At 63.1% G+C, this 19,484-nt stretch carries 14 protein-coding genes; 5 read left to right on the plus strand and 9 right to left on the minus strand.

From position 1 onward, the window contains the following. Nucleotides 1-447: 447 nt before the first annotated feature. Nucleotides 448-3,852: a Hint domain-containing protein gene (locus BLR85_RS02445; RefSeq protein ID WP_093148733.1), complete on the plus strand. Its 3,405-nt coding sequence runs from the start codon at nt 448-450 to the stop codon at nt 3,850-3,852. A 223-nt stretch (nt 3,853-4,075) separates the two neighbouring features. Next, nucleotides 4,076-4,447 carry a hypothetical protein gene (locus BLR85_RS02450; protein WP_093148736.1) on the plus strand — a complete coding sequence of 124 codons (372 nt, stop codon included), beginning with the start codon at nt 4,076-4,078 and terminating at the stop codon, nt 4,445-4,447. 50 nt (nt 4,448-4,497) lie between these two features. Here BLR85_RS02450 and BLR85_RS02455 read toward each other — a convergent pair whose 3' ends face one another. Further along, nucleotides 4,498-6,918, minus strand: a complete 2,421-nt coding sequence (locus BLR85_RS02455) for a GcvT family protein (protein ID WP_093148740.1) — start codon at nt 6,916-6,918, stop codon at nt 4,498-4,500. Nucleotides 6,919-7,161: 243 nt separating this feature from the next. Between BLR85_RS02455 and mfd the strand changes: the two genes are divergently transcribed. Both mfd and BLR85_RS02465 read left to right on the plus strand, forming a co-directional pair. Continuing rightward, entirely contained in the window at nt 7,162-10,620 is a 3,459-nt protein-coding gene (mfd, locus tag BLR85_RS02460) for a transcription-repair coupling factor (protein WP_093148745.1), read from the plus strand. Between the two features lie 108 nt (nt 10,621-10,728). Beyond that, nucleotides 10,729-11,244 (plus strand): hypothetical protein, encoded by a 516-nt coding sequence (locus tag BLR85_RS02465; RefSeq protein ID WP_093148750.1) that lies wholly within the window; start codon nt 10,729-10,731, stop codon nt 11,242-11,244. A gap of 72 nt (nt 11,245-11,316) precedes the next feature. On the opposite strand, the gene BLR85_RS02470 is transcribed toward BLR85_RS02465, so the two are convergent. The 3 genes from BLR85_RS02470 to BLR85_RS02480 form a co-directional block, all read right to left on the minus strand. After that, nucleotides 11,317-12,543 carry a multidrug effflux MFS transporter gene (locus BLR85_RS02470; protein ID WP_093148756.1) on the minus strand — a complete coding sequence of 409 codons (1,227 nt, stop codon included), beginning with the start codon at nt 12,541-12,543 and terminating at the stop codon, nt 11,317-11,319. Next, nucleotides 12,540-13,184 (minus strand): DsbA family oxidoreductase, encoded by a 645-nt coding sequence (locus BLR85_RS02475; protein ID WP_093148760.1) that lies wholly within the window; start codon nt 13,182-13,184, stop codon nt 12,540-12,542. Before BLR85_RS02475 ends, BLR85_RS02470 begins: the two co-directional genes overlap by 4 nt. 100 nt (nt 13,185-13,284) lie before the next feature. Then, complete coding sequence (locus BLR85_RS02480; protein ID WP_093148764.1) at nt 13,285-14,796, minus strand: class I adenylate-forming enzyme family protein; 1,512 nt, start codon at nt 14,794-14,796, stop codon at nt 13,285-13,287. Between the two features lie 178 nt (nt 14,797-14,974). On the opposite strand from BLR85_RS02480, the gene BLR85_RS02485 reads away from it, so the two are divergent. After that, entirely contained in the window at nt 14,975-15,613 is a 639-nt protein-coding gene (locus BLR85_RS02485) for a helix-turn-helix domain-containing protein (RefSeq protein WP_093148768.1), read from the plus strand. Here BLR85_RS02485 and BLR85_RS02490 read toward each other — a convergent pair whose 3' ends face one another. The 5 genes from BLR85_RS02490 to metA all read right to left on the minus strand — a co-directional run bounded on the left by BLR85_RS02490 (nt 15,614) and on the right by metA (nt 19,467). Then, nucleotides 15,614-15,844, minus strand: a complete 231-nt coding sequence (locus BLR85_RS02490) for a hypothetical protein (RefSeq protein ID WP_093148772.1) — start codon at nt 15,842-15,844, stop codon at nt 15,614-15,616. A gap of 286 nt (nt 15,845-16,130) precedes the next feature. Then, entirely contained in the window at nt 16,131-16,748 is a 618-nt protein-coding gene (locus BLR85_RS02495; protein ID WP_093148777.1) for a TetR/AcrR family transcriptional regulator, read from the minus strand. Continuing rightward, the gene (ppk2, locus tag BLR85_RS02500; protein ID WP_093148781.1) at nt 16,741-17,613 is read right to left on the minus strand and encodes a polyphosphate kinase 2; all 873 of its coding nucleotides are present in this window, start codon (nt 17,611-17,613) and stop codon (nt 16,741-16,743) included. Before ppk2 ends, BLR85_RS02495 begins: the two co-directional genes overlap by 8 nt. Before the next feature lie 44 nt (nt 17,614-17,657). Further along, on the minus strand, nt 17,658-18,503 hold the full coding sequence (locus BLR85_RS02505) for an alpha/beta fold hydrolase (RefSeq protein ID WP_170844433.1): 846 nt from the start codon (nt 18,501-18,503) through the stop codon (nt 17,658-17,660). A gap of 37 nt (nt 18,504-18,540) precedes the next feature. Continuing rightward, nucleotides 18,541-19,467, minus strand: coding sequence for a homoserine O-acetyltransferase MetA (metA, locus tag BLR85_RS02510; protein WP_093148789.1), 927 nt, complete (start codon nt 19,465-19,467; stop codon nt 18,541-18,543). Nucleotides 19,468-19,484: the final 17 nt, after the last annotated feature.

The following is a 19,484-nucleotide window of genomic DNA, read 5'->3' on the forward strand; positions in this document are numbered from 1 at the left end:
TTTCGCTTCCTTGGCTACATCCTGACGCGGTATACCTGAACGGCCTGACTGGGGGGCGTTGACTTTTGGCCACGGGGGCGGCCGCACGCAGGAACATGGCCGGGGGGGTCGTGGGTGAACCATGCGATTATGCGATCGCAGGCGGACATGCGGGACGTCGGTGTGGGAATTACACCGTGCAGGCGTCCAGGCGGATTTCGACGTTTCATTCCACCTCGGCATAGGTTCGGCAGATCCTTGAGGGCCATTCGCCCCGTGTGGGTCTGTTGGTGTGAAAGTGAACGGATTGGAGTTGGCCAAATGGCAACCGGTAAGACACAGACGAGACCCGAGCGCAGCGCGGTGCCTGTGCGTCGTTCCGTTCGCATTCGGAACACGAAATCAAGTTTTAATCGTCACGGGTCCAATATGCCGCGACCCCACGGCTTTAATCGATAGGAGGCGGCTATGACCAATGTCCTTTTGGATTTCAACGATCTGGCCACGGGCGCCATCGTTGGCGATCAATTCAATGACCTCGGCGTTACGATTTCGTCTGGATCCACCGGCAACCCGCCGATGATTTTCGACACGGCTAACCCGACAGGCGGAGACTATGACCTCGCTTCGGAAACGGCCGGCAAGGCGCTGATCATTTCCGAAGACGGCGATTCCACCGACCCGGACGACAATGCCGGCGGTGGAACGATCACCTTTGACTTCGACAGCGCGGCGCATGTGCGCAGCCTGAACCTGATCGATTTCGAACATGGCGGCGAGATCCGCTGCTATGACGAAAATGGCGATGTGATCAAGACGATCACGCTGCCGGGCACCGCCGATGGCGGTTACTATTTGGCCGAGGTCGACTGCGAGGGTGTCTTCTCGATGGAGGTCTATTTCCCGGCCTCCGGCGCGATCGACGACCTGGCCTATTCCATCGACCTGCCGGCGGAGCTCGACGGCATCGTCGAGGGCACGAATGGCGACGACTATATCGACGACGCCTATACCGGCGACCCCGAAGGCGACATGATCGACAATGGCGATGCCGTCCTGCCCGGCGAAGGCCCGGACGACGACATCGTCTATGCCGGCGCGGGCAACGATACCGTTCTGGGCGGCGAGGGCGACGACGAGATCTGGGGCGACCGTGCCCAGGTCGAGAACGACACCGTGACCATTACGCTGGGCGAGGGGACGACCGTTTCCTATCCGAACCAGCTTTTCGTCTACACCATCGACCCTGACACGGGCGAGATCTCCAACCTGGAGATCCTGAGCTCCAATACGATCCACGAGGGCGGCAACGTCTATGAATACGACGTCCAGCCGGGCGATATCGTCGGCGTCGGCATCTACAGCCCGGACGGCACCTTCCTGTCCTCGGGGTATGGCGCCAATGTCGACCTGAACAGCGACGGCGTGGAGCATACCACCCTCGTCGGCGTGGATTCGAACGGCGCGGTGACGATTGCGTTCGAAGACATGAAGAATCTGGGCGACGCGGATTTCAACGATGTGGTCGTGACGGTGGACCTGGGCAATTCCGGCGCCACCTTTGACAACGCCCATGTCGACTACACCTCTGATGCGCCCGATCCCGATGATAGCGCGGCGGGCGATGACATGCTCGACGGCGGCGTCGGCGATGACGAGATCCATGGCGGTGGCGGCAATGACACCATCATCGGCGGCGACGGATCCGACACGGTCTATGGCGACGACGGCGATGACGTGATCGACACTTCCTCGACCGGCATTCCGCTGCCCGATCTGGGTTTCGGTCCCTATGGTCCCGTCCCGATTATTCCGGCCGATAGCGACCCGACCGACGACATGGACACCGTCTATGGCGGCGCGGGCAACGACACGATCACCACCGGCGACGATGCCGACTATATCGACGGCGGCGAAGGTGACGACACCATCGATGGCGGGCTGGATGCCGACACGATCCTGGGCGGCGACGGTGCCGATACGATCATCGGCGGCGAAGGCTCCGACGAAATCGATGGCGGCGCGGGCGACGACACCATCTATGGTGGTCTCGGCGCCGACCCGGCGCTCGACCCGCTGAACATCAAGGATGACGGCACCGACACTTACGGCGCCGATCCGACGCCGGATAACGGCATGGATGTGATCCATGGCGGCGACGGTAACGACACCATCTATGGCCAGGACGACGACGACACGATCTACGGCGATGCCGGCAACGACTATATCGATGCCGGGATCGACGATGACTATGTCGAAGGCGGCGAGGGCGACGACACCATCCTCGGTGGCCAGGGCGATGACGAGCTGCATGGCGGCGACGGCGCGGACAACGTGTTCGGCGGCGAAGGCGCCGACACGATCACTGGCAGCGCAGGCGGCGATATCCTCTTTGGCGGCTTCGACAGCGACACCGATACCATCGATGGCGGCGACGATGCCGATATTATCGGTGCACTTGCCGGCGATGTGGTTGTCGGCGGCGAGGGTGGCGACGATAACGACGCTCTGGTCGTCGGTGGGCTGGCCACGGTTGATTACGACGACACCGACCCGGAAGCCGGTACTGTCACCTTCTATGACGAAGACCTGAACGAAGTTGGCACTGCCGAGTTCTCGGAAATCGAGAATGTCTATGTGGTTGGCGGCAACACGGATCCCGCCCTAGCCAGTACCTTTGCAACCGGCTTCAACTCCATCGACGGCGTGGTCGAGGGTACAAGTGGCGACGACCTGATCGACACCAGCTACACCGGCGACCCCGATGGCGACATGGTCGATGGCGACGACGCGGTCCCGCCGCTCGTCGACGAGGAAGATGTGATTGTCGCTGGCGATGGCGATGATACCGTCTATGCCGGACTCGATTCCGATCTGGTCTTTGGCGGTGACGGCAATGACACAATCTTCGGCGAGGAGGGCAGCGACGGTATTGCCGGCGGCGATGGAAACGACACGCTGAGCGGTGGAGAAGGGCGTGACATCGTCTTTGGCGAAGATGGTGACGACACCATCTCGGGCGATGCCAACGTGGCCGGCGATGGCGGCGACCTGCTATATGGCGGCGACGACCAGGACACTTTCGTTAACGTGGGCGACAAGGACTTCGTGGTCGGTGGCGAAGGTGGTGTCGACAATGACACGCTCGACCTGACCGGCCTCGGTCCGCTCAAGGTGACCTGGACCAATAACGATCCGACCACCGAATCCGGCTTCGTGGAGTTCTTCGATGCGCCGGGCGGCAACGTGATCGGCCGAACCGAGTTCCGCGAGATCGAGAACATCATCCCCTGCTTTACCCCGGGCGCCCGCGTGGCGACGCCCTCGGGCGAAAAGCTGGTGGAAGAGCTCTGCGTCGGCGACAAGGTTCTGACTCGCGACAACGGTGTTCAGGAAATCCGCTGGTACGGCCAGAAGCGGCTCGACTATGGCACGCTCGCCTCGGTGCCGCATCTGCAGCCGATCCTGATCCCGGCGGGTTCGCTGGGCGACGGGTTGCCGGAGCGCGACATGATGGTCTCGCCCAACCACCGCATGCTGGTCGCCAATGACCGTACCTCGCTCTATTTCGCAGAGCACGAGGTTCTGGTGGCGGCCAAGCACCTGGTTGGCCGGAGCGGGATCAAGCGTCTGCCGCAATTGCAGACGACCTATATCCACCTCATGTTCGACCGCCACGAGGTCGTGCTGGCCGACGGTGCCTGGACCGAGAGCTTCCAGCCCGGTGACTACACGCTGAACGGCATCGATAGCGAGCAGCGGGGCGAGATCCTGGAAATCTTCCCGGAACTCGGCACGGTGCAGGGCCGCAACGATTACGTCGCTGCGCGCCGCACGCTGAAAAAGCACGAGGTGCTTCTGCTGCAAGAGTAAGTGCATTTACGGCATAAACTGAAACTCGGGGGAGCGGAGACGCTCCCCCGTTTTCGTTTCGGGGCGTTCTGCGCAAGGTGCTGCGATCGCTCGGAAAAGTGGCCCAAAAGACTCACTCTTGGGCTGAGATCGAATCGATCCGTTTTCGGCCTGCCATGGCGAGCCGACGTGGTGTTACCTGCCTCTAACGGACGGCCAAAAAAGAGCCGCCGAAGAGGCAGGAATGATAGCAGAACACAAGCTGGCCGCAGCACGGCCGGACCCCGACGCGTCGGCGCATCCCGCGCTGCGAGTCTTTCAATCCGGTGACACGGTCATGACAAGAGGTGGCGAAGTGCCGGTCGAACGATTGCGGCCGGGGGACCGCGTCGAAATGGAGACCCTGGAAGCAGGCACCGCGGTTCAGTGGATGGAACTGCGCCGCTGCGCAAGTACCGGTCTGATCAGGATCCAGGTCATGTTCGGACGGCAAGCGCGCCGAAAAAAGGCGCCGACGGCCCTGCCAGTTGGCGGACGGGTTTCCAACAAGAAGGGCACACTGCAACTCGACGCGGGATACGCTTCGGCGGCGGTGGCAGGCAAACGGGTGCACTGAACGAGCGCCGAACTGTAGCGTCGGTGGGCGCGTCTCCCGCTTTCAGGCATTCAGCCTCTCATGCGTGCGCCATCCGGATCGAAAAGCGGTTTTGTATGGAGCGTGGCCGGGCGCATTGCCCCGAGGATCTCGATCTCTGCCCGCAATCCTTCCACGATCCGCTCTGTCGGCACGAAGCCAATGGCGACCGATTTCCCTGCGAAATGCGAAAAGCCGCCCGACGTGCAGAAACCTTCGACCTCGCCGTCGATCCAGATCGCTTCGTAGGCCACCACATCGGCATCCTCAGCCTCGACGAAGAAGGTGCAGAGCTTTCGGCGCGGCCCCTTGGAACGCTCGGCCTCGGCGGCTTTCCGGCCAATAAAATCTTCGGGTTTCTTCCAGTTGATGAACCGGTCCAGACCCGTTTCCGCGGGCGTGTAGTCTGGCGAGTACTCCCGCAGCCAAGAGCCGAACCCCTTGTCGAGCCTGAGTGACATCATCGCCCGCATCCCGAAGGGGCGCAGGCCGAGGTCTTGTCCGGCCTCGGTCAGCACATGCCACAGGTGTCGCTGGCTTTCTGGCGCCACGAAGATCTCGTAGCCCAGATCGCCCGTATAGGAGAGGCGCTGCACGACCGCATCGGCCATGCCGATCGTCATGCGGCGGACATCCATGAACCGGAACGCCTCGGCCGATACGTCCGAACGCGTGACACGACGGAGCAGTTCACGCGCATTCGGTCCGGCGATCTGGAAGCCCGTACGACGGTCCGAGACATTGCGCACCCGCACGCCGCTGCCGCTTTCGAGATGCTGCTCGAACCAGCGCAGGTGGTAATCCTGCGCGCTATAGGAGGCAGTGAGCTGAAAATCGCCCTCGGCCAGACAGGAGATGGTGAAATCGCCGATCAGTCGCCCCGAAGGCTCCAGCATCGGAGAGAGCGCGACCCGACCCGGTTTGGGGATGCGGCCCGCCATGATCTTGTCCAGCCACGCGCGGGCATTGGGACCGGTGACGCGAAACTTGCCGAAATTCTGGATCTCGTTGATGCCGACAGCCTCGCGTACGGCCATGACCTCCTGCCGCACTGACTCCCAGGCGTTGGATCGGCGGAATGTCGGCGTCTCGTAGGGCTCCTCGCCTTCTGGCGCGAAGTAATTCACCACCTCCAGCCCGTATTGCTGGCCGAAAACCGCGTTCATCCCTTTGAAGATGTCACACATCTGCGTGGTGCGGAACGGGCGCGCGGCGGGCAGTTCCTCGTTGGGGAAGCTCACCGAGAAGCGGTTCTGGTAGTTCTCGATCACCTTGGGAATGGTGTAGCCGGGCGTGGTCCACTTGCCGAAACGCGCCACGTCGAGGGCGAATGTGTTCTGGTCGGGCTGGCCGTCGATGATCCATTGCGCCAGCGTCAGGCCGACACCACCGCCTTGGCTGAAACCGGCCATGACCGCCGCCGCGGCCCAATAGTTGCGCAGGCCGGGAACCGGGCCGACCAGCGGGTTGCCATCGGGGGCGAAGGTGAACGGCCCGTGGATCACGGATTTCACTCCGGCGGTTTCCAGCACGGGAACGCGGGCATAGGCGAAGGCAATCGAGTCCTCGATCTTCTCGAACTGGTCGTTCAGGAGTTCATGGCCGAAACCCCAGGGCGTGCCGTCCACCGACCACGCCTCGCAGGGCTTTTCGTAGAAGCCGATACAGAGCCCGCGCCCCTCCTGGCGCATGTAGCTCTCACCGCCCGGGTCCATGATATGGGGGAATTCGGTCGCGCGGTTTGCGATCTCGGGGATATCATCGGTGACGATATATTGATGCGCCATCGGCAGGAGCGGCAGGTAGACACCGGCCATCGCCGCGACCTCCCGCGCCCAGAGGCCGCCGGCATTGACGACATGTTCGGCATGGATCGTACCCTTGTCGGTCACCACGTCCCAGCTGCCGTCGGGGCGGGGATTCGTCTCGCGCACCATGCAATGGGTCACGATCTCGGCCCCGGCCATGCGCGCGGCCTTGGCATAGGCATGGGTCGTGCCGGAAGGGTCCAGATGGCCGTCCAACGGATCGTAAAGGCCACCGACGATGCCATCGATATTCACAAGCTCCGCCATCTGCTTGATCTCGGACGGCGACAGAATCTCGGTTTCCAGCCCCATGTAGCGGTGCTTGGCGCGTTCCGCCTTGAGCATGTCGAAACGTTCCTGGCTGTCCGCGAGCGTGATGCCGCCGACATGATGCAAGCCGCAGGACATGCCGGTTATTTCCTCCAGCTCCTTGTAGAGCCGGATCGTGTAGCCCTGCAGCGCGGCCATGTTCGTGTCGCCGTTGAGCGTGTGAAACCCGCCAGCCGCGTGCCAGGTCGAGCCGCTGGTCAGATCGGAGCGCTCCAGCAGCATCACGTCGCTCCAGCCGAGCTTGGTCAGGTGATACAACACCGAACAGCCGACCACGCCGCCCCCGATGACACAGACCTGGGTTGTGGATTTCATGATGCCCTCCGCATGTTGCTGGTCTGAGGGTCGCGGGCGCGCGCAGGGCAGGCAAGGCCAAAGGCGACAACGGATGTCGGAAACAGGACGCAAGGCCGCGAAGGATCCTGCGGATCGCGCTTTCGGGGGAGCGTTTGTGAGAGTGCGCGGGCAGTTCTCCGGGCAAGGGACGCCGCTAGTAAGGGGCGAGATCTTTTCCCCGACTGTTGACACCGCTCATGGCTGGACTAGGGAAGCTGTATCATGACAGATCCTGCACATATCGTTGCCGGCGGTGCGCCGGAAGGGTTCGACGCGCTTCTGCTGGCGCGCGAACTTGAGAAGGGAGCGCCCATCGTCCATGTCGCGCGCGACGACAAGCGGCTGGCGGCGATGCGGGCGGCGCTCGACTTCTTTGCGCCAAACGCCGTGGTGCTGGATTTCCCGAACTGGGATTGCCTTCCCTATGATCGGGTTTCCCCCAATCCGGATGTGTCGGCCACCCGCATGGCCACGCTCGCAGCCTTGGTCGCTGGAATTCCCGGACCCTTCGTGCTGCTGACCACGCTCAATGCGGCAACGCAGAAGGTTCCGGCGCGCGACGTGCTGCGCGAGGCCGCTTTTGCCGCGCGCGTAGGCGACAGGATCAACGAGGCGGAGTTGAAGGCCTTCCTCGTGCGCATGGGGTTCAGCCAGGCGCCGACGGTGATGGAGCCGGGCGACTATGCCGTGCGGGGTGGCATTATCGACATCTTCCCACCCGGCCAGAGCGGCCCGGTGCGGCTTGACCTGTTCGGCGATGTGCTGGACGGCGCGCGGCGCTTCGATCCGGCCAACCAGCGCACGGTGGAGAAGTTGAAGGCGGTGGAACTGGCGCCGGTCTCGGAGGTGATCCTCGACGAGGCGGCGATCACGCGCTTTCGGCAGAACTATCGCATCGAGTTTGGCGCTGCCGGAACCGATGACCCGCTTTACGAAGCGGTGAGCGCGGGGCGCAAGCAGGCGGGGATGGAGCATTGGCTGCCGTTCTTCCACGAGCGGTTGGAGACGTTGTTCGATTACCTGCCGGACGCGACGGTAATGCTGGACGACCAGACCGGCCCGGCGCGGATCGCGCGTTGGGAGGGGATCACGGACAGCTACGACAATCGCGTCGAGGCGATGAAGTCCAAGGCGCGGCTGGATTCCGTCTACAAACCCGCTGCGCCGGAGACGCTCTATCTCGACGATGACGCCTTCGAGGCGACGATTGCCGGCCACCGGGTGGTGACGCTCAGCGCGCTGCCGCAGGGTGTCGGGCCGGGTGTGATCGATGCCGGCGGACGGATCGGGCGCAATTTCTCGCCTGAACGGCAGCAGGAGACGGTCAGCCTTTTCGGTGCGCTGGCCGATCATATCCGGGCCAAGCGCGGCAATGGGCAGGTGATTGTTGCCTCCTATTCGGAGGGCGCGCGGGAGCGTCTGGCTGGCCTCATGGCGGATGAGGGCGTACAGGGTGCAACGGAGATCACTGATTTCCGCGATGTGCCCGAGGGCGTGGGTGGGCTGTTCCTCGTCGTCTGGGCGCTGGAACATGGTTTCGAGGGCAAGGCGCTCACGGTCATTTCCGAACAGGACGTTCTGGGCGACCGGCTCATTCGCCGCCCGCGCAAGAAACGGCGGGCGGAGAATTTCCTGACCGAGGCGCAATCGCTCTCGCCGGGCGACCTCGTGGTGCATGTCGATCATGGGGTCGGGCGCTACAAGGGGCTGGAGATCGTGAACGCGCTCGGCGCCGATCACGAGATGATCCACCTCGAATATGCCGAAGAGGCGCGGCTCTACCTGCCGGTGGAGAATATCGAGCTTCTTTCCCGCTTCGGCCACGAAGAGGGGCTGCTCGACCGTCTTGGCGGCGGCGCCTGGCAGGCCAAGAAGGCCAAGCTCAAGGAGCGGATCCGGCAGATCGCCGACAAGCTGATGCGGATCGCCGCCGAGCGCGCGCTGCGCCGGGCGCCGGTGATGCAGATCGACCATCACATGTGGGAGGAGTTCTCCGCCCGCTTCCCCTACCAGGAGACCGATGACCAGTTGAAGGCCATCGAGGATGTGCTGGAAGACATGGAGCGCGGCCAGCCGATGGACCGGCTGATCTGCGGCGATGTCGGTTTCGGCAAGACGGAAGTGGCGATGCGGGCGGCCTTCGTGGCCGCGATGTCGGGCATGCAGGTGGCGGTGATCGCGCCGACGACGCTGCTCGCGCGCCAACACGCGAAATCCTTCAAGGACCGTTTCCGGGGCTTCCCGCTCAAGGTGCGGCAGCTGTCGCGCTTCGTGCCCGCGAAGGAGGCCACCGAAACCCGCAAGGGCATCGCCGACGGCTCGGTCGATATCGCCATCGGCACCCATGCGCTGCTTGCCAAGCAGGTGAAGTTCCACAATCTCGGCCTGCTGATCATCGACGAGGAGCAGCATTTCGGCGTCCAGCACAAAGAGCGGCTCAAGGATATGCGCACCGATATCCATGTGCTGACGCTCACCGCGACGCCGATCCCGCGCACCTTGCAGATGTCGCTTTCGGGCGTGCGGGACTTGTCGATCATCGGCACGCCGCCGATCGACCGGTTGGCCATCCGTACCTATGTCAGCGAGTTCGACGCGGTGACAATCCGCGAGGCGCTCCTGCGCGAGCATTACCGGGGCGGGCAGAGCTTCTATGTCGTTCCGCGCATCACGGACCTGCGCGAGATCGAGAATTTCCTGAAGGAGCAGGTACCGGAAGTCACGTATGTCGTCGCCCACGGCCAGATGGCGGCGGGCGCGTTGGATGACCGCATGAACGCCTTCTATGACGGCAAGTTCGACGTGCTTCTGGCCACGACCATCGTGGAAAGCGGCCTCGATATTCCGACTGCGAACACGATGGTGGTGCACCGGGCGGACATGTTCGGCCTCGCGCAGCTCTACCAGATCCGCGGCCGGGTGGGGCGGGCCAAGACACGCGCCTATGCCTATCTGACGACCAAGCCCCGCGCGCGGTTGACCGATACGGCGCAGAAGCGGCTGCGGGTGCTTGGCTCGCTCGACAGCCTCGGGGCCGGTTTCACGCTGGCCAGCCAGGATCTCGACATTCGCGGCGCCGGCAACCTCGTGGGCGAGGAGCAGTCCGGCCAGATGCGCGAGGTGGGATACGAGCTCTATCAGACCATGCTCGAAGAGGCGATCGGCAAGATCAGGTCGGGCGAGCTCGAGGGGCTCACCGATGATGATGGCCAATGGGCGCCGACGATCAATCTCGGTGTGCCGGTGCTGATCCCGGAGGATTACGTGCCCGACCTGGACGTGCGCCTTGGCCTCTATCGTCGCCTCTCGGGGCTCACGACCAAGGTCGAGCTGGAAGGCTTCGCCGCCGAGCTGATCGACCGTTTCGGCAAGCTGCCCAAGGAGGTCAACACGCTGCTGCTGATCGTGCGGATCAAGGCGATGTGCAAGCGCGCCGGCATCTCCAAGCTCGATGGCGGGCCCAAGGGCGCGGTGATCCAGTTCCACAATGACAAGTTCGCCAACCCGGCCGGGCTTGTCACCTTCGTGCAGGCGCAGAACGGGCTGGCGAAGATCCGCGATAACAAGATCGTCGTGCGGCGGGACTGGAAAAACAACGCCGACAAGATCAAGGGCGCCTTCGCCATCGCAAGGGACCTCGCGGAGCAAGCGCGGGCGAAACCTGCCGCCGCCCAGAAATAATCATCGCATTTGAGACGATTGGGCTTGATTGTCAACGCGCTTCGCAGGCAGTCTGTTGGCGTTGCTCGGCGCATTCGACGCCGCAAGATTAATCCTGGGGAGGAAATTATGATCGACTATCGAAAGACTGCGTTGGCGGTGGTTGCCTGCGTCGCTGCATCTGGCGCTATCGCGCAGCCTTTCATGGGCAAGGGGGAGGTCGAGGGCTGGAACATATTCTACAACGAGGCGACCAAGGGTTGCTTCATGGAAACCCAGCAGGAACCATATGTCGTCCAGATCGGCACCGAGATGGCGATGCTGGGCGAGGGGGACACTGAAAAGTTCGGCTTTCTCGCGGTTTATACGTCGGGCGATGTGGAGATCGCCGATGGCGAGCAACGCGAAGTCAAGTTCGATATCGACGGAGCTATGTTCTCGGGCATGGCGACCGGTGCTGCCCGCGAAGGTTTCGCCGGCGGCTATGTCGTGGCGAACAATCCCAATTTCGGCAACGACCTCGCGATGAAACAGACGTTGACCATCAATCCTGGCATGGAGAATGCCGTGGAGATCGACCTGACTGGCACGAAGATGGCGATGGAAGCGACTCGGGAATGCCAGAAGGAAATGATGGTGCAGTAACCGCGCCTCTACGCTTCGAACAAACAACGCCCGGCACGCATGCCGGGCGTTGTTCTTATTGCGGAGTGATTTTCATGTTGCCATGTGGCGTTGGGGATCTGTCGCGCGCAGCAACAGCATCATCCCGAAAGCGGTTGTCACAAGGAACAGGCTGCCGATCATCAGCGGCAGCGGCGTGCCGTCAAAGGCAAGACCCAGCGGAATGGCGAGGGCGACGGCGCCGATGGTACCGAGCGAACCGGTGACGGAAGCCGTGAGCCCGGCCAGATGTCCCATCGGTTCCATGGAGAGCGCGTTCAGGTTCCCGCCCGTCAGCCCGACCATGAAGAACATGCTGATGGTCCAGATGAAATAGACGAAGAACAACGCGGTTGCGCCAAGCGGGATCAGCCAGTTCAACCCGACCGCCAGGGCGGTGACGCATATCTCCACCGCCAGAACCCGGGTGATCATGCCGCGCATGCCGATCCGTTCGACCAGCCGCGCATTGATGACGCTTGCCGGTGCCGCGCAGAGCGCGATGGCGCCGAACCAGAAGTGGAAATTCTCGCCGCGCCCGAATGTCTGGTCAAAGACCTGCTGGGTCGAGGAAATCGTGGCAAAGAAGGATCCGAAAACAAGGGTCTGTGTCGCGAGCGACAGCGCCACGACACGGTGTGTGAGGATCTCCCTGACGCCTTCCAGCAACGGATCGACCCGGAACGGACGGCGGCTCTCGCGCGGCAGGGTTTCGGGCTGGCGAAGGGAAAGCCAGAGCGTCGAGATCATCGCGAACAGGATGAAGGCGATGAACACGGCATGCCACCCGGCGAGCCAGATGACCCCCGCGCCGAGCGTCGGAGCGATAGCCGGGACAAGGGTGAAGACCAGCATGATGAAGGACATCATCCGCGCCATCTGCCGACCCGAATACAGGTCGCGAATGATCGCCACGGCCACCACGCGCGGCCCGGCAGCGCCAATTCCCTGGATCAGGCGGGCGGCAAAGATCGTTTCGACCGAGTTTGCCATAAGCGCCAGCACGGCCCCGATGATGTAAAGGCCCGCGCCGGCGACAATCACCGGTTTGCGGCCAAAGGCATCGGAGAGCGGGCCGGTACAGAGCGTCCCGAGCCCAATGCCAAGCACGAAGCTGGTGATGATCAATTGCGCCCGGTTAGGCGCGTCGGGCGAGATATCGGCCGCGATTTCCGGCAGCGCGGGCAGCATGGCATCGATGGAGAAGGCCACCATGGCAAAGAGCATCGCCATAAGGGCAATGAACTCGACCTGGCCAAGGGGCTTCTCGGGCGCCGTCATGCAGTGCCGCCGAGTTGTCCGTTGACCTCGTCGACCAGCCGGATCCAGAGGTCGGGCTGTTGCGCGCCCGGAACGACATGTTGGTTGCCGATGATGAAGGTGGGCACGCCCGTCACGCCACTTTCGCGCGCATTCGCATCGCGGGCGCGGATATCCTCGGCATCGGCGTCGCCTTCGAGCAGGCGTCGGATCACGGCGGCGTCGAGCCCCGCGCTGTCGGCTATATCGGCCAGCACGTCCCGGTCACCGATGTCGCGGCCTTGCAGGAAATAGGCGTCGAACAAGGACTGGACCACCTCGGTCTGCCGCCCTTCCAACCCGGCCCAGTGGGTCAGGCGATGAGCGTCCAGCGTGTTGGGCGTGCGTTGGATCGCGCCAAAGTCGATCTCCAGCCCGGCCGCTTCGGCCGCCTCGGCGATACGGGCATAGACCTCGACCGCCTTTTCCTTGCCGCCGAATTTCAATTCGAGGTAATCGCGCCGGTCCATGCCGCCCTTGGGCATGTCGGGATTGAGTTGGAACGGGTGCCATTCGATTTCGAACGGGTGGTCGGGCCGTTGTTCGAGAGCGTGAAAGAGCAGGGTCTTTCCGATGTAACACCAGGGGCAAATCGGGTCGGAGAGAATGTCGAGCTTGATCATAAGCCCCCTCTATCAGGCCAGCCGGCCACGCCAAGAGAAAACGATGGCGGTATGTGTTGAATGCGGACCGATAACGAGTGCTTGCGCGCCCCGAGTTCGATCAGCCGTCAGGGCTCAGGGCACGGCGGTTGATCTTGCCATTGGCGTTGCGCGGCAGGCTGTCCAGTTGCCGATAAAGGCGCGGGCATTTGTAACTTGCGAGGTTTTCTGACGCGAAAGCGGTGAGCGCATCTGTGTCGAGCTCTTCCGGGCCGGTATAGAAGGCGCCGATGACCGTCGTGTCGGCCTTCACTTCCACTTCGGCACAGGCAATTTCGGAGATGCCGGGGAAGCGGGCGAGCACCGCTTCCACTTCCAGCGGCGAGACGCGGAAGCCGCCGGCGTTCATCATGTCGTCATCGCGGCCGAGATAGGAGATCGCGCCGTCTTCTGCCATGCGCGCCGTGTCTCCTGTCGGGAACCAATCGCCGGCAAAGCGTGCTTCTGTTTCCTCTGGCGCATCGAGGTATCCGATCATCAAGCCCGGATCGTCGCGGTGGATCGCCAGGATTCCCGGCGTTTCGCGCGCAACCGGTTGGTTGTTCGGGCCGAGAATGGCGAGCCGGCGTCCGGATTGCGGGTAGCCTGAACTGCCATCTGGGGCGGGGCGGGAGGGGCTGCCGGACAGGTAGGTCGAGCATTCGGACATGCCGAGCGCTTCGTGGACTGCCCGGCCTGTCGCTTCTTCCCAGGCCTGCCGGAGGCGCGCGGGCAGTTTCTCACCCGCCGAGAGGCCGTGGCGCAGCTTGGGCAGGTTCAAGGAACCCGCGTCTCGCAGCATTTGGCGATAGACGCCGGGAGCGGCCGCAAAGAGCGTCGCGTCATGCCGGCGCATCAGCAGGGGGAGTTGCGGTGGCTTGGTGCCGGCCGCCGGGATCAGCGCTGTGGCGCCGATCGCCCAGGGGTCCAGCAGGCCAGTGCCGAGCGTATAGGTCCAGTTAAAGGCGCCCGCATGCAGGACGCGGTCATCGGGGCGCAGGTCGTACCAGTCGCGCCACATCATCTGCCGCGCCCAGACGGCCCGGTGGGCATGCACCACGCCGCGCGGTTTTCCGGACGTGCCAGAGGTGTAGATGATATAGGCGGGACGGTTCGGGTCGCCCAGATCCGGTGCGCAGGGCGGCGTGGTTTCCATCTCCCGCAAGGCAAGCGTGGGAATGACCGGGCAAGGGCAGGGATCGGGCAGAGAGATGTCGGGGGCGGCGACAATGGCTGCGGGGCGGGTTTCCGCGGCAATTCGGGTGATCTCGGGCACCGTCAGCGCGGCTGATGCGGGAATGGGAACGATCCCGGCCCAGATGGCGCCGAGAAAGGCCAATGGAAATTCGACCTCGTTGCCCAGCCGCATCAGCAGCCTGTCGCCGGGGGTCAGCCCGAAGGCCAGAAGCCCGGCGCCGATCCCTTCGATGGCCTGTGCCAGCGCGCCATAGCGCCAGCGGGCAGCGCGGCTGGCCGACAGAATGGCAAGGGCCGTCTTGTCGGGCTGTGTCTCGGCATGCGCCAGCACATGCGCGGCCATGTTGAAGGCGGCGGGCGGTGGGGGCGGCACAGTATCGGCGTGGATCGAAAGCATGCATCCGACCTACGAAAGGCCGCGGCGTGGAGCAAGCTCTCGGCGGACATTGCCGCCGAAAACCGGTCCGAACGGAAACGCTGCGGGATGTCGGGCCGGGAAGTCTCGTCTCGCGCGCAGGGCGTCCCGCGTCGACGCGGCCATTGCGCAGGGTATCGGCTCTGCATAGAAACGGTCCATGTCAGATCCCAGCAGCCCGCAAAACGACCCGAAATCCCTGATCCGCATCGCCCGCGAGTCGGGGGAGACCATGGAGGGCGAACCGCTGGATCTTGGTGTGCGGGTGCGCGATTTGCGCAAGGCGCGCGGCTGGACGCTGGAACAGGCAGCAGGGCAGGCGGGGCTTGCCCGTTCCACGCTTTCCAAGATCGAGAATGGCCAGATGTCTCCGACCTACGAGGCGCTCAAGAAGCTGGCTGAAGGGCTGAACATCTCGGTGCCGCAGCTTTTCACGCCGCCGGCGCGGGTCGAGGCGAACGGGCGCATGGTGGTGACCAAGGCCGGTGAGGGCGCGGCCCATGCGACCACGACCTATGAGCACGAGCTTCTGGCCGAGAACCTGACCAGCAAGAAGATGCTGCCCTACAAGGCGCGGGTGCGCGCGCGTTCGATGGAGGAATATGACGGCTGGGTGCGCCATGATGGCGAGGAATTCCTGCTGGTGCTGACGGGCGTGATCCGCCTCTACACGGAATTCTACGCGCCGGTGGAGATGCGCCGGGGCGACAGCGCCTATTACGATGCCACGATGGGACATAACGTGGTGTCCGTCAGTCCCGAGGATGCAACGATCCTCTGGGTGACGTCGCTGAGTTGACTATTCGGCGGCCAGAAGGTCGGCGGGGCGGGAGACGCAGGGCAGAAGCCGCATCTCGATGGCCTCGAAGCCCTCGGCCAATGTCAACTCATGCGTGTCTGCGATATACTCCGCCAGCAGGTCGCGATTGCCCCGAAAACGAACCAGCGCCTCCGGGTCTGCATGCGGGAAACAGGCAACGAGGCATTCAATCTGGCAGTGCCAGTTTTCCAGTAGATCCCCCCAGGTCATCACGCTCCTCCTCGTGTGGCGTAGGTCGCTCGAAATAGAATAGCCAAAAATGCTGCGCTGCGGAAAAATTTCTTCGCCTGATCGTCGTGGAAATTGACCAAGCCATTGTTGTAATTGGATTGTTTCAGTTCTGTTGCATTCTGGCAAATGCTGCGAATTCAGTAGGTTAGCGCTCTCATCTGGCGATTCGGTAAAACGAATCAACCAATCTGTAGGCTTTGGTCGCGCGAGTCGCCCCCAAGGGGCAGGGAGTATGAATTGCTGCAGCGCAGCGTCGGGGCGGCATTCACGCGTCCGGTGGCAGAAGGCCAAGTCCGCGCAGATAGATCCCGATCCCGGTTTCCAGCAGGTCCTCGGCGGGGAAGGGGGTACGCCCGCCCGGCGTGCCACGGGCATAAAGCTCGACCACGCCGTGGGACATGGCCCAGATATGGGCCGAAACCATCTGCGAGGGTGGGCGCTTTCCTGGCGGAATATGCTCCGACAGCTCCGCCGCCGCCTTTTCGAGCACATCCCTGGCCCGCGCGGCGGCAGCGGCCAGCTCGGCGGTCCGGTTCACCGACAAGCCGCTTTCGAACATCGCCTGGTAGTGGCCGGGATTCTTGCGGGCAAAGGCGAGATAGGCACGACAGGTGGATTCGAAACTGGCCAGCGCCGAGGGCTGGCCCTTCTCGTAGGCATATTCCATGAGATCGGCGAAAATCTCGAAACCCTGCCGCGCGATCTCGGCAATCAGATCCTCGCGGCCCTGAAAATGGCGATAGACGGCCGCGGGTGTCACACCCGCCGCCTTGGCCGCTTCCGACAGCGTGAAACCCTGCGGACCCTTGGTCTCGATCAGGCCCAATGCCGCATCGACCAGAGCCTGTTTCAGGTTCCCGTGGTGGTACCCACGTTTAGGCATGGATGAGGGCAGGACCCCCGCAGATCTTGGGGTCGACCTCGCCAACCACCTTGTCCTTCTTGCCGTCATACTCGATCTGGCTGAGGACGAGGCGGATGCAGGCGATCCGCGCGCGCCGCTTGTCATCGGCGCGGATCACCGACCAGGGGGCATAGATCTCGTGGGTGAGGTGAAGGGTCTCGGAAATCGCGTCGGAATATTCTTCCCAGTAGCCGAGGCCTTCCACGTCGATCTTGGACAGCTTCCACTGCTTGAGCGGGTCGTGTTCGCGCGAGAGCATCCGGTTGAGCTGCTCGGCCTGCGAAATGTTCAACCAGATCTTGAACAGCCGGATGCCGTCCTCGGTGATAAGCTTCTCGAAATCGGGGAGCTGCTTGAAAAAGGCCTGGCGCTGTTCGTCCGTGCAGAATCCGAAGACTTTCTCGACCACACCCCGGTTGTACCAGGAACGGTCGAACAGGCAGATCTCGCCCTTGGCCGGCATGTGTTCGATATAGCGCTGGAAGTACCACTGGCTGGCTTCGCGGTTCGAGGGAGTCGAAAGGGCTACCACCCGCGTCGCCCGCGGGTTCATATGTTCGGAGAAACGCTTGATGGCACCGCCCTTGCCTGCGGTGTCCCGGCCCTCGAACACCACCGCGATTCGTTCGCCCGCGTTCTGCGCCCAGGCCTGCAGCTTGACCAGTTCGATCTGCAGCTGGTGCAGCGTCGCCTCGTATTCATCCTTCGGCATCCGCTCCTTGTAGGGATAGGTCAGGTTCAGGATCGGCTTGCCGCCCGCCTCCTTGATCGCCTCGCGAACGGGTTCGGGAGCTTTCTTCTTGTAAAACGTGCTGATGGCACCATCGAACGGCAAATGTGACATGTTTTTCCCTCTTCGTCGGTACTTAGTATGTCCGTCTCGCGGGATCAGTGCAATCCGGCCCGTGCTACCGCGCGTATAATCGCCGCAAGCACGGGGTCGGGGGAAACATGGTGCGGCATGTGCCCGATGCCGGCAAGCTCGGTCAGCCGCGCGTCGGGCAGTCGCCGCGCCATTTGCCGGGCATGGACCATGACCGAACCGACGGCGTCATGGGTGCCGTGCAGCACCTCCACGGGCAGGTCCAGCGCGGGGTAACGCTTGGCCATTTCCGCAACCTGCGGCGCGAGACTGGCGATCTGGCGGGTGTTGGCGCGGAAGCTCGGGCGGCGCCGTTCGGGCGGCAGCACGAGGAAGTCGCCATAGCCCGCGGGCACCGGCTGCGGCGCAAAGATCGTCTCGAGCGTGGAATGGGTAAAGGCACGCGAGGTCACGACCGAGATCACTGGCACCAGCGCCGCGCCGTCGGGCTCGCGAGAGGCGAGCCGGCGAAAGGCTTCCATCGTCTCGGGCCACGGCATGGTGATGCCGGCAACGGTCACGATGGCGCCGACACGGGCCGGGTGCTCGAGCCCCCATGCCATGGCCACGCCGCCGCCAAAGGAATGGCCAACGATCACCGCGCGCTCGATGCCGAGCGCTTCCGCCGCCGCGTCCAGCATCGCCGCCTGTTCGGACATGGATTCGCCATGTGCGTGGAGCGGGTCGGAAAATCCCATGCCGGGCCGGTCGAAAGCGATCACCTGGCAGTGCTGGCTGAGCTTTTGTACGAAGCCGAAAGTGAAGTCCCGCGCATTCATCGAGGCGCCGTGGATCAGAATGACATCCGGCCCCGAGCCTTCGATGTGGGCATGTATGCGCTTTCCCCCGATCTCGATGAAATGTTCTGTCATCACAGGAATTTGCGCATTGAAGTTCATCTGGATTCTCTCACCAATGACCGCTGCCGATCGCCTCCAGGTTGAACGGCGTTGTCTGGTAGATCTCGTTGATCCAGTTGCCATAAAGCAGATGCGCGTGGCTGCGCCAACGGTTCGTCGGCATGTTCTCGGGATCGTCATCGGGATAGTAGTTCACCGGCACGTTGATCGGCTTTCCGGCCTCCACGTCACGGTCATATTCTTCCTTCAGCGTGCCGCTGTCATATTCGAAATGGTTGAACATGTAGAGCGCACGGTGGACCGGGTCCTCGACCAGCGCCGGGCCGACCTCGTCCGAGCCGATCAGCGGAATCAGGTCCGGAACAGCCTCGACCTCGTCCTGGCGGACTTCGGTCCAGCGGCTGACCGGCATGAGCAGGTCGTCGGAGAAGCCGCGCAGATAGGGAGAGGCAGGGGCGAGGTTCTGGTGCCGGAAGCAGCCGAAGGCCTTGTGCGGCAGCATATACTTCTTCACCCCGTAGAAATGGTTGATCATCGCCATGCCGCCCCAGCAGACGCCGAAGGTGGAATGGACATTGGTCTGGGTCCAGTCGAAGATCTGGGTCAACTCGTCCCAATAGGTCACCGCCTCGAAGGGCAGCTGCTCCACCGGCGCACCGGTGATGATCAGCCCGTCGAATTTCTCCTGCGTGACCTCTGTCCAGGGACGATAGAACTCCTCCATATGCGCGGCGGCGGTGTTCTTGGCCTCGTGGCTCGAAATCCGGATCAGGCTCAAGTCTATCTGTAGCGGCGTGGCGCCGATGAGCCGGGCGAATTGCGTCTCCGTCTGGATCTTCTTCGGCATCAGGTTCAGCAGCGCGATGCGCAGCGGGCGAATATCCTGCCGGTCCGCGCGCCCCTGGCCCATGACCATGACACCCTCGGTCTGAAGGATGTCAAAGGCAGGCAGGTTCGAGGGCATCTTGATCGGCATGGGAAATCTCCGCAATT

It is taken from the genome of Aliiruegeria lutimaris (genome assembly GCF_900099935.1).
GTDB classification, from domain to species: Bacteria; Pseudomonadota; Alphaproteobacteria; order Rhodobacterales; family Rhodobacteraceae; genus Tropicimonas; species Tropicimonas lutimaris.